Origin of the sequence: Panacibacter ginsenosidivorans, from assembly GCF_007971225.1 — a bacterium.
Classification (GTDB): Bacteria; Bacteroidota; Bacteroidia; order Chitinophagales; family Chitinophagaceae; genus Panacibacter; species Panacibacter ginsenosidivorans.
Window position 1 is genome coordinate 3,254,429 of the sequence record NZ_CP042435.1, and the last position, 13,389, is coordinate 3,267,817.

The following is a 13,389-nucleotide window of genomic DNA, read 5'->3' on the forward strand; positions in this document are numbered from 1 at the left end:
AATGCTGAAGAGTGCGACGCAACCGGCGTCTCATGATAACAATGAAGGCCGGTTCATAATACTAAAACAAGACCTGAGTATTCTTTCCATCAGTAGATGTTAACTTTTATGCTTTTGACTTCTTATACTTTAATAACACGTACTTTTATAGTACAATTTTAAGTGTATGCGCACAATGATGGTATTAATGGTATTGCTTGTTTCCGCAACATTAAACGCACAAACATCTTTACCGTCTGGCTTTATGGACTACACACAAAGGCAATCCTTTGTTCATAATATTCACCTAAATGACAGCACCCATAATAAGAAATGGTTCTTAAGCAGGTACAGCGGAATTTCTACAAGCTTTAGTTTTTTTAAAGGTGGTAATGCAACTGTTGTTGCTGCGCCAATGGGCTTACAATTAAACCGCAAACTAAATAACAACCTATACGTTTTTGCAGGTGTGTCTGTAGCGCCTGCTTATGTAAACTTCAACAGTACTTTTCTTGCTTCAAATACCGGCAAATTTTATTCAAATAATGCTGTTTTTAAATCTAACAGTTTTGATATGTATTCAAGAGCAGAGATGGGACTTATGTATGTCAATGATCAAAAAACTTTTTCTATTTCTGGCAGTATTGGTATTGAAAGAAGCAGCTACACGGTATATCCATATAATCAAATGAATACTGCAAGACAAAACCCTTTTATTGCACCTAATTAGCAAGGGATAAGTATAAAAATACTTTGAACTGGTCTGTATTAATGCTATGATGCTTTTCTTGCGTCGCACTCTTGTACCATATATCATTACGCAACAGCTGAAAAGAACGGTGCACTCTATCCTGGCTGAATTTCTTAATAGTTCTATTGTTTAAGAAGCTTCTATCTGTTCAGTTCAATACAAACAATATCTGCCTGATTGTAAGTTTATGCAGAACATAATAAACATTAACAGTATCCCTGGTTACAAAAAGATTACCTTACTCTGTTACTCATAATACTATGGGCAGTTAAATCAATACAATGTCAAATATTACACAGGTTATTAATGTAGATAAGAATATGAAAATGCTGAAGAAAAGCGTGCATGCTTCAGATACAGACCAGCTGCTTAGCAGCACCGGACCTTTTACTATGTTTGCACCATCAGATCTTGCATTTGAAAAATTAGAATCGGGGTTGCTTGATACATTACTGGAACCGCAAAACAGGGCAAAGCTTGCCGACTTGTTGCAAAATCATGTGGTAACAGGTAAAGTAAGCTATGCTGAATTAAAAGACGGAGATATACTTACCACTGTAAATGGCAAAGTATTGAAGATAGGTGTAAAGAACGGGCAGGCAAGTATCGGTGATATCCCTGTATTTCCCCGGGAAGCTAAGATAACAAATGGGGTTATGCATTTAATGGATACGGTAATGCGATAAACGGTAGCAGAATAATGATGTTTCTTCCCAGGTATAAAAATTGATCCCCCCTTTTAAAAGACAATTATGACATATAATGAAGCAAAAGCAGAGGCGGAAAAGTATGCCGGTATAATAGGCAAAGCCATGCTTAATAAGATGAATTTTCTTGATGAAAGAAAAATCACTTCCTTGCTGATAACCCCGCCAAAAAAATTAAAAATGGTTTTTAGCGATTGGTGGTGTAATGGAAATGATAATAAAAAGGCTATTGCAAAAATAGATTCTGATGAAAATTTTGAAGTATTTGTAATGTCTTATTATCCCTCAGTTGAAGCAGTTATTTACTTTCTGAGGCTTCATAAATATATTCAGCTGGGTAACTAATATCCGCGTACAGGCAAGGGCAAAAAATATTTTACCTCATACTTTTTTTGAGGATACTTATTTAACTTCCGGTATCATTTAACCAAAATATGCTGTTATGGCCAACACATTTAAAGAAACTTTTACGTTGAAAGGTGAACAGTTACTGCATAAAATTAAAGAACTGATAGAAGAGGGTAACGTAAGAAAAATAACTATTCATGATAAGACAGGAAAAGAACTTATGTCATTTCCGTTAACCATTGGTGTAGTAGGTGCTGTATTAGCGCCTGTACTGGCAGCAGTCGGTGCATTGGCAGCATTAATTGGAGAATGTACTATTTCTGTTGAAAGAGAAGAAGATAACCAGGCTTAATTATTATATAACTTTCTTTAGCTACAGTTGCTGTTTTGTTCAATAATGATAAGGAAGCTAAAGTGTGCGACGCAACAAAGTTTAATAGCATTGTTTAGCTCAGCCCAAAAAACTACTTTGCATTTTTATGCTCGTCTTTCCATAGCATTGCGCCGCCTTTAATACCATCGCGGTTATTAGCAATTGTAATATTATCATCAAGCTTAAAGTCTATATTCTTTGCATTGCCGCCACTGATATACAAACGATCATAGTTATAAACCGTCTTTAAAATATTGATCACTTTTTTAAGTCTTTCATTCCAATGCGCTTTCCCTTTATTTTCAAATGCCTTCTGCCCTATATAATTATCGTAGGTCTTGTTTGTTTTGATCGGATGCTGCCCAATCTCCAGGTGTGGTAATAGTTTGCCATCTTTAAGCAATGCAGTACCAAAGCCCGTTCCCAGCGTGATGACCATTTCCAAACCTTTACCACTCGCTACAGCAATACCCTGCAGGTCTGCATCATTTACCACTTTTGCAGGTCTTTTAAACATTGTGGTTAATGCCGCCTGCAGGTCATAATCTTTCCATTGTTCTGTACCAAGATTAGGTGCTGTTTTTACAACACCATCTTTTATATAGCCCGGAAAGCCTGCTGAGATGGCATCATAACCGGTAAAATTTTTTGCCAGCGTTTTTATAATTTCCATTACATTGGCAGGAGTAGAAGGTGCTGGTGTTTCTAATTTTTTGTATTCAGAAACGGGAGCACCTTTTTCGTCAAGGATCATTGCTTTTATGTTAGAGCCGCCAATATCTATAGCCAGGATTTGCATGTTATTAAGGTAAATTAGATCATTAAATATACAGTACACAAGCTGTTACTGCCAAACAGATTATTAATAAACACAAGCAAGCATTAAATACAGGAGATTAAGATGTTGATAACAATAATTTCAGTTAACAACGAAACAGGTAAAATATATACTCAAGGTATCTAAATAGTTTTAACGTCTCTTTTTTTATGGTTTGTAAATAGAATAGTATAAAAGAAAAGCAATTACTACACTTCCTGTTTTGTTGACAAATATCATATTTTGTATTGCTTGTTATCATGGCACAAAACTATCACTGCACTTAACTTTGATTCATCGAGTGTTTACCAGAGAAAATAATATAGTGAATGGTGAATCAAAAAATAAAAAAATGAAAAAGATAATATTATTATTGTTTGTATTAACTGCAACAACAGCTGTTTTTGCACAAAAGAGTAAGTCTGTTCCGCCAAAAGCAGATTCGGCTGCACAGGCAAGATATACTTGTTCCATGCATCCGGATGTTGTGAGTGATAAGCCGGGCAACTGTCCAAAATGCAATATGCCGTTAACAGCTTCTTTAAAAGAACAAATGAAGCAGGACGTTACGCATACATATATATGCCCCATGCATCCCGAAGTGGGGAGTGATCATAAAGGAATATGCGCAAAGTGCAAATCTAAACTGGTTATTAACAGAACAGGCTCTAAACAGGCAGGCAAGATTTATAGCTGTTCTATGCATAAAGATGTGGTGAGCAACGAAACGGGCAAATGCCCTATATGCGGGGCAGTATTGACGGCCGCAAAGCCAATAACAAAACCAGGGTAAATGTTTTAATGCGGGTTTTTGTATGCTACGATTTCACTTACCTAAATATTTATTATATAACCTATACATAGCACTTTGCAAATGCCATGGCATTACTTTCAGGTGATGCTTTTGGTATTTTGGTTTATAACGCTTTGGCTAATTGCCGGCGCTTATAAAACGAACATGCCATTTCTATAAATAATTTTTTCTGAGCCGTCAGCAACTGTGGCTGTAACAATTCTGTTGGCTGTGCTTACAATATCTGTGTGCACTTTAGGGCAACTATTATAACCCATTTCAGCCCACTGCGCATCTGTTACTACAGACATATCTCCGGCAAATGTATCCTTATAAGCATTACCCAGTGCAATATGTGTGTTGCCAAATGCACCACCCATGTTTTCATCGAACAAGGTAGTAGCCATAAATCTGGTAATTCGGGAATGTCTTTTATCAGTAAGCGAAAATTCTCCCACTTTATCAGCATTTTCCTGTGCTATCATTTCTTTCAAGGCATCTTCATTTTCTGTTGCAGAAGATGCAACCACCACACCATTTTCAAATTGCAGTGATACGCCTGCAATACGTTTGCCCGAATAATACAATGGCTGATTAAATTGGATAGAACCATTTGTTCCTCTCCAGTCAGGCGATGTAAATATTTCAAAGCTGGGGATGTTCTTGCCACCACCACTTAACCATTTACGATGTTTACCAATTAATATTTCAAGATCAACATCGTCGCCTTTTACATGCAGCTTTTCGATAGCCAAAGCATCCAGTTTATCTTTTATTGTTTCTATCTCCCGCTGCACCTGTTTCCATTTTGTTACAGGATCATCTTCTCTTAAATAGCATGCTTCAATGATCTGCTCCCAGTATTCTTCCAGTGTAAGTCCCGCTTCGTCAGCCATAGATTGCGTACCGTAAAGACATAATGTCCACGATAATTTTCCAGCCTGCTCTTTCTTTTCACGCATGGCCATATATGGTGCCCTTGCACTGTTCATCATACTGATCTTTGAAGAAGGTAAACCTTCAAACACATGAATATCTGGTTCTGCAATAATAAACAGAATATGATCAATGGCATCTACAATACCCTGCCAGTAAGAATTTGCAAAGAATGACAATTGCTCGTCGTTGCCATGCTGCAGTAGATACCGTGTAAGGCTTTGTGTACGGATATTGTCGGGCAGATAATTAGTAATAACATTGCCACCCGCTGCATAAATCTCTTTGGCTACGGCTATATACAGATCTTTGCTGCATTCCTGCCCTACCAAAAAAACAGTGTCGCCTTTGTTAATACCCTTGCCATTATTCAATGCATAAAGTACCATCACCGCTGCATATTTTTTTAACAGGCTTTCATCAATATTCATCATAATATTTATTGTTAATGCAAACGCAATTTATGGAGTGTTAGGTAAAGGAAAATTATGAATGTGGAATTGCATGAAATTTTATGTATCCGGAGAAAAATAAGCAATGAGCTTTTTGTTGCGTTGCAACAGGCGCAGCTATATTCATTGAAGCAAAGGAAGTTAGATTTTCGAAATACAATTGCGCTGCTGGCCTTATACACCCAGCTAAAATATAAAGGTGTAAGTATACAAGTGTAAAGCTTGTATACTTACACCTCAAAGATTTTTATTGTCACTAAGGATTTATCATAATATGCGCTCTGTAAGTGCCTGGGTTCATGATCCATGGCATACCCTTCCCGGTTGGTTTTTCAGGTAAACCTGTACTTGCAGATGTTGCATAAGGAATATAGATCACATAACGCAGATAGCCGTTGGTTACTTCACCTGTTGCATGATCAAAATCTTTATCTTCTGCAGAATACACATAGAGCGCTGCCGGTTGTTTGGGCATTTGCAAACTGCCATCCTTTACTTCTTTCTCACGTGCATCGTATACCTGTTGGTCATTCATACCCTGCTTTCTCAGTTCGCGTCCCCGTTGCATAAAGGGTTCCAGGTCTTTATGATAACAGGAAACTGAAAACCCGGCTTGATTAGGATCGTCAGCAAGACAAATAAGTTCATTGGTGCCCTTTCTTAAAAGGATAAATTGTTTATTAGTGTCGTAACCGTATACCGTGCAGCTATCTTTCTTTTCTTTTGGTGCAGCCAATAACGCAGCTTTTATTTGTACGTCGGCAGAGGGAACATCATTTTGCGCATAACAGTTGCTGCAAAGCATTATTACGGTAATAAAAAGGATCATCGTTTTCATATGCATTTGTTGAGTTGAGGAATAAATAAGAATAAAAGAAGCATACTAAATATAGTCATTTTATAGGCGATAATAATAATTTCCTTTTGCCTGCACTTATTCGGTTATATCTTTTATAAACATGTTTTTTGTCGCTGTTACTTTGGGCAGTACAAGTGTGCGACGCAACCACAGCTCAATAGTAATTTGAAAGCCTGCTCCAAAAATTATGTATTTGTATTTTTACTTTATTATCTCTATTAAGGCAGGTGGGATGCGATGAAGCTCATAAGGCATAAAAGCAACTGTCAATATCTTGCGTTGCAAAAAGACGCATGAATGAGAGATTGTTATTAGCTTAAAAATAAAGCGGGTAATACAAATATGCCCTGTCATTTAAATCTGGCACAGATTTTTATTAATGTTGTCAAAATCATTCTATGAAGGCGCTTACCTTTTTTTTATTCATTTTCCTGTTTTCCATAGCAGTAGTTACCGGCCATGCACAAAGCAGTAAATACCTTTTGATGGAGTTTATTAAAATGAAACCAGGTGTTACCGATACTTCCGCTGTGATGAAATATGCCCGTGAAAGAGTAAATATACAGGAACAAAAATTTAAGTCGGTTGTGTGGAGCAGTGTGTGGCAGGTAGCAAACCCGGCCCATAATAAAAACCAGTATGATTATATAACAGCTACTGTTTTCAGGAATTTCAATGACTGGCTGGCCGAATATAAAAACAGCGATTCCAAAGGAGTTTTCTACAGCTTAACAAAAGGAAGAATGGATAGTGCCAGCATACATAAAAGTGATTCATTCGATATTATTTATACACCCATATCTGAAGTAGTTACAGAAGCAGGCGCGTTAAATAAACAACCACAATTATTGCTGGTTAAATATGTAAAAGCAACACCGGGTAAAGAAAGGCCATACGAGCAACTCGAAACAGCAGACTGGCTTCCTATTCACCAGGATCTTATCAAAAAGAAATTTGAAACTGCTCATAATTTTAACCGGCTTATTTACCCCGAAGCAGGCTCTGATTACAATTATTCCAACTTTACTTTTTTTGCAGATGAAGCAATGTTCGATAAACAGGATGATATAGATTTTGATCCTTACATGCGTTCCAATCAAAGCGCTTTTATCAATGCAGCCACTTTAAATAAAGAAGTTTTCGCAGAGCTTTTAAAACTTGTTGCCGTTGTAAAAATTGATGAGTAATATCTGAGGAATAAAGTAAAAGCAATTTTGTAACCGGCAGTTGTGGTACTATTAAACTTTGCTTGCGTCGCACACTTCAACTGCAGCAACATTTTTTGGTTGTTATAAGGTCTCTGTAAATTATTTGCTGCTTTGTGAACAATACATCCTTAACTAAATTTAGCAGGGAATTTGCTATTGTAAACAGGTATCTTTTTCGTAATAAGCATCATAAAATAAAAAAAGAATGAATCTAAAAATGCTCTTCGTGCTAGCAGTCCTGGTTATTGATATACAGTTTGCAGGCGCCCAGTTAAAAACAACTGTTGTATGTCCGCCGTTTACAGTTGATCTCCTGGAAGGTACCGTTAGCGGCAAACTTGATTGTAACTCTACCGCCGGTGAAGTAAAAAAATTTTTCCCCTGTTTTACTGCCGATAGCCTTAATTCAACCGCTGCCAAAGACTGTGGAGCAGTTTTGTATAAAGACAGGGATATTTGTTTTTTTACTACAAGGAATTATATTGAAATAAGAGAAAGGTTTACCGGTAAACTGGTTCCGGCTCTTATGGGCGCCAGTCGTGAAAGTTTATTCAGGCTGCTGGGCAGCCCAAAGATAAAAGATGTTAACTGGGATGCTTATCAAACCAAATTCGGGACCCTGGTGCTGTATTACAATAAAACCGGTAAGATCAATAAGCTGCAGATCAGCACCAGAAGCACCGAAACATTACAGCTTTGTGACTAGAAGTAGAGGCTTTATACATTACAATCAACATGGCACCGGCACGTTATCAGTTAATCAGTAAAATAATCTTTGCAAGTATTATAAAAAGCAGTGCAGGGATAAATATGTCTGGTTATACTCGCGGAACCTGTTTGCTCAGTAAAAATTAAATCTGCGTTATTCAAAAATTTAGTAAGATATAATTACAACACGGCACCGGGGCTGAAGTTGTTTCTTTTGTATTTCGTTGTACCGAAAGTTACCTTTGCTACTTCGATACATTATTTCTTATAATATTCTACTAACTCTCTGGCAAGCCCGCTCAATTCAGGAAATAATGAAGATTCTGTAATGCCTGCTACAATCAATTCTCCTTTGATGAGGTTAATGTTATAATACTTAATAACTATTTTTTTTAAACAACTGTCAAGCGTACCTGTTTTATCAAGCGGTTCCTGATTCGCACCATGAATGGTGAAGCATCCCTTTTGTGCGGCGATTCTTTTAGATTTAAATGCCGGTTGAAATGCAATAGGGTGAACCGGTAAATTTTTTCCTGACCATATAGCAGGTAAATAGTCGTCTACCTGTTTATCTGTAAATAAGAATATAGCTTCATTCCTGTGCAGCATCCTGTTAAGTGCAAAAGGATTTAACATCCATACACAAGGGTTGCTTTCATCCTCTTTTGCTTTATAAAAAAGAGCAAAATATAATGCTATAAGACTACCCTCTGTCCAATCCAGCAACCTGGTCGGCAGCCCATAATGCTGCATAAGAAAATACCATTCCCAATCTGCCACCGGAACACCAAATGTTGTATCAGATAAATACGGAAAACCTTTTTGTTGAAAATCATGCCTGTAACTATCTTCATTTTCATGAAGGCCCTTTTCCCTGTATAGGCTTGGCATCAGGTGGTAAGCTTCATTAGCATGACCTCTGAACCATGGAAAGATAAATTCTCCATTTTCTTCTTTGGTCCACCTGGTTTGAATTTTATTCACCTCATTTATATATTCGCCCAGTGTTGTTATTTCAGTCATAGTGGTTGTTGAAAGAATTTGATAATAAGCACCTATCTAATGTAAAAAATCTTTCCCGGGTATGCAATGCCTGCATAAAAATTGGTATAAGCATTTATGCCCCTTGGTCAGTTAATTTGTATAGCCCCGCAGAAGACTTAGAGACTGAAATTCTAAGTACATAGCATACATGCATAATATTTTGGAGCAGGCTGTAATAGTACTATTAGACTTCGTTGTGTCACTCACTTGTACGCTGAATCTTTGCGCAGCAGTGAATACTCAACAATGGATAGCTGGTCCTTTTCAATTGTTATAACATATAGCAATGTTTCCTGATACGCCTAAGTTCCCTTCTCCGTGGAGTCTTTCGGAAAATAAATGATAAAGGAAGATCGAACTTATTGATTAAACCAAGTAAGTGAATCAACAACCGATGCCATGAAGAACAATAGCAAAAAATAAACTTTTTGTTCTTTGCCATACCTCCAAAAATCTATGAGCACAGGCAGAAATATTGCCATTGATTAAAAGCTATTGCATGTCAAGCTGCCAGTAAAAGAAATTGGCTTTAAAGTTGCCTTATTAAGCACAGTATAAACACAAATATATGGCAAGCGAAAAAGCAATATTAGCAGGCGGTTGTTTCTGGGGCGTAGAAGAACTGGTAAGAAATCTCCCGGGTGTATTATCAACAAGGGTTGGCTACAGCGGAGGGAATGTAAAAAACGCAACGTATCGTAATCATGGTACTCACGCAGAAGCAATAGCAATCACTTTCGATCCGGAAAAATTATCGTATCGCAAACTGCTGGAATTTTTCTTCCAGATCCACAACCCTACTACAAGAGACAGGCAGGGTAACGATGTGGGCACTTCTTATCGCTCAGCAATATTTTATCTCAGCGAAGAACAAAAGAAAACTGCACAGGATCTTATCAGTGAAATGAATGCATCCGGTAAATGGCCTGGCACCATTGTAACCGAAATAGTTGCTGCCAGTGACTTTTGGGATGCAGAAGAAGAGCATCAGAATTATTTACAGAAGCATCCTTATGGATACACGTGTCATTATATAAGACCAGAGTGGCAGTTATAATAAAAGCGAAAATATAACAGGTTATTCTTCATCCTAATTTAAGAATATTGATAAAAACAAGAAGGTGCGTAAGACTGAGAAAAAGATGACTTTTAAAAAATCCATTTCAACTAACTTGCAAAAAAATATTTATGGCTATCAACGCACCACTCATTGCAGAACTAACTTTTGAATCTGCCAGCACACGAAAGCTGCTGGAACGTGTACCCTTTGAAAATCCGGCATGGGTACCGCATGAAAGATCAATGCCCCTTGCAAAACTGGCCACACATATTGCAGATATACCGGGTTGGATAACCCGTATTCTTAGCGCAGACGAATTTGATTTTGTAAACAACCCACCTATTAATATCGCAAAAGAAAAGGATGTGCTGATGCAGAATTTTGAATCAAAACTAAATGCAGCATTGGAAAGTTTACAGCAGGCTACAGATGCAGACTTTGATAAAATATGGACGGTAAAACGTAACGGCACCGTAATGATGCAGCTGCCAAAAAAAGTAGCTATCCGCAGTTGGGGTTTAAACCACCTGGTACATCACCGCGGGCAGCTTTCGGTTTACCTGCGGTTATTAAATGTACCAATACCGAGCATGTACGGACCTAGTGCAGACGAACAATAACAACAGTTTCCAAATGCTGTAAGTGCTGCATAAAGGACCGAATGTACAAGTGAGTGACACAACGATGCTTAATAGTATTACTGCAGCTTACTACATAAAATAAAAACCAGCAATCATAATAAGATTGCTGGCTAAGAAACCAAATGTCTCCACTAAACCATATTTGCCAGAAGCATTTTAGTTGATCTGTTCGAAACTGCTGGTATATTCATTAACTGGCGCACCTGGTTCTATTCTAAGCCACTGCCCTTCCATCTTATAATAATACCTGCCGGTAAGATTATTAGAAAGCTCATCACTGGTAGCGTCCCTGTTTACATTGGTAGTTCCCCATCCGTTGTAGTGTGCCCATCCTGCGTAAAACGTGAAAGAGCCTTCTGTGGCTGTTGAACCTGCATCAAACGCTATAGTGCCAACTGCTTTTGTTGCTGATTGCAGGTATTGCGTCTCTGCTATATAATAGAACTCTGCATTCTTTCCATCTGCAGTGATCTTGAAAAATTTTCCACTCTGCCATGAGGGGCCAACTAAATCACCTGTATACGCGTCATACAGTTGCAGCATTGATCCGAAGCCGCTTGACCAGTTACCTGTTAAACCCGCAGGTGCAGGTGTTGCAGGCAGATCAAAGTTTGTATCCGGCTCACTACTGTCTTTTTTGCAACTTGTGCCTGTTGCAAGTACTACGATTAATAGCGTAGTCAAAAGAATATTTTTCATGGTTAATTATTTTGAGTGCAAACTTATAATGACAGTTGAACTATAAGAAGTGAGATGTGTATGAAATGAAATTTCTGAATTATGAATTGCAACCCGGTATTATTGTTTTGTTGGTTTCATTTTGGGCAAAACTGTATTACTGCTATCATCGTTCCTTGTGTCACTCACTTGTACTGCAGAATAAATTTCGGCATGCTCAATTAGCTTGCTTATTTAGAAGTTGTTGCGGTTGCATCAGGAACGCTCGGCAATAAAATCAGCGATCTCCTGTACAATTCTTTTAAAATAAAAAACAACACTTACGTGTCCGCATTGCATTTCATAAGATGGTGGATTATGGTATATCTCCCATAACATATATTGATATTTAGTAGGCACAATTTCATCATACAGGCTAATGAATTGCTTAACATGTTTTGCCTTACAATTATGACCAAGATATTCCTGGTCTGCAATGGCCCACACCTGATTCAATTGATCTTCAGATATGCCTTTTTTAATAACATCTTTTTTTACAAACCTGCTTAGTTTACCTTCCCATGTTATACTTCCTAATTTGGCTCCTGTAATTACAGGAAAATAAAAATCTACTTCTTCTACATCTGCGGCAAGCGCAGTTTGAAAGCCTCCGCTACTCATTCCGAGCAGGCAAATATTTTTATATTTTTTTCTAAACTCATGAATTAATAATCTTAATTCAGCAACCAGTTGACGAAAGTTCATGACCGTTAAAAAAACATTTCCACTTATAAATAACTCCCCTGAAAAAGTATTTATAGCCTTTCTCTCTTGGTGAAATGGTTTAGTAATTAAACAGGTATCGATACCTGTTTTTAAAAACTGCCTGCACATTCCTTCTTCCGCTTCAAGGTTAGCCCTTGCCCATCCGGGCACAAAAATAATGATGGTGTCTGCAGCAGGTATTGAAGTAAACATCCGGCAATAAACAGTATTGTTTTCTGGCCATGGTGTTTTAACAGGCGAAGGAAAGGAGTAAAGCCTGTAACCATTCTTATTTTTAAATGGTAGTTCTTTTATGTTTTCTCCTTGTTCACTGTTGAAGCGTTTATAGAAAAGTTCAGGGCTGTTGAAGTTTGGCTTTACGTACTCAAAGAATTCTTCTGCTGAATATATCGCTCCATCAAAAAGATCCTTGTCAAGTATGATAGAGCATTTTCTATCACGGCTAAAGAAGCTATTGGCCTGTTCAATAAAAAGTGATGCCGCCTCGTATATGTGATCTTGGAATGCGATAGTTCTTTAGATTTATTTTGTATGTCCAATTTAATATATCTTCTCCGCAGATTCTGTGAGAGCAACTAAATAATTTTTGTTTTTCTTATACCGGTTTTTTTAAAAATAGCAATATAAAAACAAGATGCTAATGCAAGACTGATGTGAGATTTTGTATACAAGGATCTTAAGAGGTACCTTTTTAGAGTCTATGATAACAGTAACCACATACCAAGGCCTTCATGGACTTGCTACTCTTAAAGTTTTAGCTAAGAGATAATATTGAGGAAAGAGAAATGCTTCCCGGTAATGCAACCTATTCAGTTGCTTTTCCGTCAAATTTTTCAGGAATATTTTCAGCATCTGTTTTTGTCGCTCTTACAATAGCGTCCTTGTGATTAGGCGGACTGTAAATTGTATACAATTTTAATGCTGTCTTATCGTCTGTGTTGATAATGTTATGTTTTGCGCCTGCCGGTACAACAATTACATCTCCATTTTTCACGTCGTACTCATTTCCGTCAATAAAACATTTTCCAACCCCACTCTCAAAACGGAAAAACTGGTCATGATCTTTATGAACCTCTTGTCCAATGTCTTCCCCAGCTTTGATGCTCATCAGAACAAGTTGGAGGTGATGGCCAGTGTATAATACTTTACGAAAATTATTGTTTTCCAAAGTATCCTTTTCAATATTGCTTTTATGTCCTTTCATATATAAACCGTTTGATTTTAAAAAAATAAAAAAAGTGAAGATGCTGCTTACCTGATAGCGTAAATC

16 protein-coding genes are annotated in these 13,389 nt (G+C 37.4%); 9 read left to right on the top strand and 7 right to left on the bottom strand.

The window, feature by feature from the left end; genetic code table 11:
- Positions 1–166 precede the first annotated feature (166 nt).
- The 4 genes from FRZ67_RS13680 (at position 167) to FRZ67_RS13695 (ending at position 2,137) form a co-directional block, all read left to right on the top strand.
- Positions 167–709 carry a hypothetical protein gene (locus tag FRZ67_RS13680; RefSeq protein WP_147190164.1) on the top strand — a complete coding sequence of 181 codons (543 nt, stop codon included), beginning with the start codon at positions 167–169 and terminating at the stop codon, positions 707–709.
- A gap of 302 nt (positions 710–1,011) precedes the next feature.
- The gene (locus FRZ67_RS13685; RefSeq protein WP_147190166.1) at positions 1,012–1,416 is read left to right on the top strand and encodes a fasciclin domain-containing protein; all 405 of its coding nucleotides are present in this window, start codon (positions 1,012–1,014) and stop codon (positions 1,414–1,416) included.
- A gap of 66 nt (positions 1,417–1,482) precedes the next feature.
- Positions 1,483–1,782: a hypothetical protein gene (locus tag FRZ67_RS13690; protein ID WP_147190168.1), complete on the top strand. Its 300-nt coding sequence runs from the start codon at positions 1,483–1,485 to the stop codon at positions 1,780–1,782.
- Positions 1,783–1,879: 97 nt separating this feature from the next.
- Positions 1,880–2,137 carry a DUF4342 domain-containing protein gene (locus tag FRZ67_RS13695; protein ID WP_147190170.1) on the top strand — a complete coding sequence of 86 codons (258 nt, stop codon included), beginning with the start codon at positions 1,880–1,882 and terminating at the stop codon, positions 2,135–2,137.
- Positions 2,138–2,249: 112 nt separating this feature from the next.
- Here FRZ67_RS13695 and FRZ67_RS13700 read toward each other — a convergent pair whose 3' ends face one another.
- Complete coding sequence (locus FRZ67_RS13700; RefSeq protein ID WP_147190172.1) at positions 2,250–2,957, bottom strand: ROK family protein; 708 nt, start codon at positions 2,955–2,957, stop codon at positions 2,250–2,252.
- A gap of 370 nt (positions 2,958–3,327) precedes the next feature.
- On the opposite strand from FRZ67_RS13700, the gene FRZ67_RS13705 reads away from it, so the two are divergent.
- Positions 3,328–3,768, top strand: a complete 441-nt coding sequence (locus FRZ67_RS13705) for a heavy metal-binding domain-containing protein (RefSeq protein ID WP_147190174.1) — start codon at positions 3,328–3,330, stop codon at positions 3,766–3,768.
- Between the two features lie 152 nt (positions 3,769–3,920).
- Here FRZ67_RS13705 and FRZ67_RS13710 read toward each other — a convergent pair whose 3' ends face one another.
- Together FRZ67_RS13710 and FRZ67_RS13715 are read right to left on the bottom strand one after the other, a co-directional pair.
- Positions 3,921–5,138, bottom strand: coding sequence for an aminopeptidase (locus FRZ67_RS13710; protein ID WP_225975337.1), 1,218 nt, complete (start codon positions 5,136–5,138; stop codon positions 3,921–3,923).
- Positions 5,139–5,412: 274 nt separating this feature from the next.
- The gene (locus tag FRZ67_RS13715; RefSeq protein WP_147190176.1) at positions 5,413–5,994 is read right to left on the bottom strand and encodes a hypothetical protein; all 582 of its coding nucleotides are present in this window, start codon (positions 5,992–5,994) and stop codon (positions 5,413–5,415) included.
- 419 nt (positions 5,995–6,413) lie between these two features.
- Here FRZ67_RS13715 and FRZ67_RS13720 point away from each other — a divergent pair, with 419 nt between their 5' ends.
- Together FRZ67_RS13720 and FRZ67_RS13725 are read left to right on the top strand one after the other, a co-directional pair.
- The gene (locus FRZ67_RS13720) at positions 6,414–7,202 is read left to right on the top strand and encodes a hypothetical protein (RefSeq protein ID WP_147190178.1); all 789 of its coding nucleotides are present in this window, start codon (positions 6,414–6,416) and stop codon (positions 7,200–7,202) included.
- A gap of 247 nt (positions 7,203–7,449) precedes the next feature.
- Positions 7,450–7,929, top strand: a complete 480-nt coding sequence (locus FRZ67_RS13725) for a hypothetical protein (RefSeq protein ID WP_147190180.1) — start codon at positions 7,450–7,452, stop codon at positions 7,927–7,929.
- Between the two features lie 260 nt (positions 7,930–8,189).
- Here the strand turns inward: FRZ67_RS13725 and FRZ67_RS13730 are convergent, their stop codons facing one another.
- A complete protein-coding gene (locus tag FRZ67_RS13730) occupies positions 8,190–8,954 on the bottom strand; it encodes an FRG domain-containing protein (RefSeq protein WP_147190182.1) in 765 nt (254 codons plus the stop codon).
- A gap of 589 nt (positions 8,955–9,543) precedes the next feature.
- On the opposite strand from FRZ67_RS13730, the gene msrA reads away from it, so the two are divergent.
- Together msrA and FRZ67_RS13740 are read left to right on the top strand one after the other, a co-directional pair.
- Complete coding sequence (gene msrA, locus FRZ67_RS13735) at positions 9,544–10,032, top strand: peptide-methionine (S)-S-oxide reductase MsrA (RefSeq protein WP_147190184.1); 489 nt, start codon at positions 9,544–9,546, stop codon at positions 10,030–10,032.
- A gap of 131 nt (positions 10,033–10,163) precedes the next feature.
- Positions 10,164–10,655, top strand: a complete 492-nt coding sequence (locus tag FRZ67_RS13740; protein WP_147190185.1) for a DinB family protein — start codon at positions 10,164–10,166, stop codon at positions 10,653–10,655.
- 177 nt (positions 10,656–10,832) lie between these two features.
- On the opposite strand, the gene FRZ67_RS13745 is transcribed toward FRZ67_RS13740, so the two are convergent.
- From FRZ67_RS13745 to FRZ67_RS13755, 3 genes are all read right to left on the bottom strand, one after another.
- Positions 10,833–11,375 (bottom strand): hypothetical protein, encoded by a 543-nt coding sequence (locus FRZ67_RS13745; protein ID WP_147190187.1) that lies wholly within the window; start codon positions 11,373–11,375, stop codon positions 10,833–10,835.
- A 234-nt stretch (positions 11,376–11,609) separates the two neighbouring features.
- A complete protein-coding gene (locus FRZ67_RS13750) occupies positions 11,610–12,311 on the bottom strand; it encodes an alpha/beta hydrolase family protein (protein WP_147190189.1) in 702 nt (233 codons plus the stop codon).
- 613 nt (positions 12,312–12,924) lie between these two features.
- Entirely contained in the window at positions 12,925–13,323 is a 399-nt protein-coding gene (locus FRZ67_RS13755) for a cupin domain-containing protein (RefSeq protein WP_147190191.1), read from the bottom strand.
- Positions 13,324–13,389 lie beyond the last annotated feature (66 nt).

Coding starts and splice junctions, on each gene's coding strand:
- FRZ67_RS13680 (WP_147190164.1), top strand. CDS start 167: ATGCGCACAATGATGGTATTAATGGTATTGCTTGTTTCCGCAACATTA.
- FRZ67_RS13685 (WP_147190166.1), top strand. CDS start 1,012: ATGTCAAATATTACACAGGTTATTAATGTAGATAAGAATATGAAAATG.
- FRZ67_RS13690 (WP_147190168.1), top strand. CDS start 1,483: ATGACATATAATGAAGCAAAAGCAGAGGCGGAAAAGTATGCCGGTATA.
- FRZ67_RS13695 (WP_147190170.1), top strand. CDS start 1,880: ATGGCCAACACATTTAAAGAAACTTTTACGTTGAAAGGTGAACAGTTA.
- FRZ67_RS13700 (WP_147190172.1), bottom strand. CDS start 2,957: ATGCAAATCCTGGCTATAGATATTGGCGGCTCTAACATAAAAGCAATG.
- FRZ67_RS13705 (WP_147190174.1), top strand. CDS start 3,328: ATGAAAAAGATAATATTATTATTGTTTGTATTAACTGCAACAACAGCT.
- FRZ67_RS13710 (WP_225975337.1), bottom strand. CDS start 5,138: ATGATGAATATTGATGAAAGCCTGTTAAAAAAATATGCAGCGGTGATG.
- FRZ67_RS13715 (WP_147190176.1), bottom strand. CDS start 5,994: ATGAAAACGATGATCCTTTTTATTACCGTAATAATGCTTTGCAGCAAC.
- FRZ67_RS13720 (WP_147190178.1), top strand. CDS start 6,414: ATGAAGGCGCTTACCTTTTTTTTATTCATTTTCCTGTTTTCCATAGCA.
- FRZ67_RS13730 (WP_147190182.1), bottom strand. CDS start 8,954: ATGACTGAAATAACAACACTGGGCGAATATATAAATGAGGTGAATAAA.
- msrA (WP_147190184.1), top strand. CDS start 9,544: ATGGCAAGCGAAAAAGCAATATTAGCAGGCGGTTGTTTCTGGGGCGTA.
- FRZ67_RS13740 (WP_147190185.1), top strand. CDS start 10,164: ATGGCTATCAACGCACCACTCATTGCAGAACTAACTTTTGAATCTGCC.
- FRZ67_RS13745 (WP_147190187.1), bottom strand. CDS start 11,375: ATGAAAAATATTCTTTTGACTACGCTATTAATCGTAGTACTTGCAACA.
- FRZ67_RS13750 (WP_147190189.1), bottom strand. CDS start 12,311: ATGTTTACTTCAATACCTGCTGCAGACACCATCATTATTTTTGTGCCC.
- FRZ67_RS13755 (WP_147190191.1), bottom strand. CDS start 13,323: ATGAAAGGACATAAAAGCAATATTGAAAAGGATACTTTGGAAAACAAT.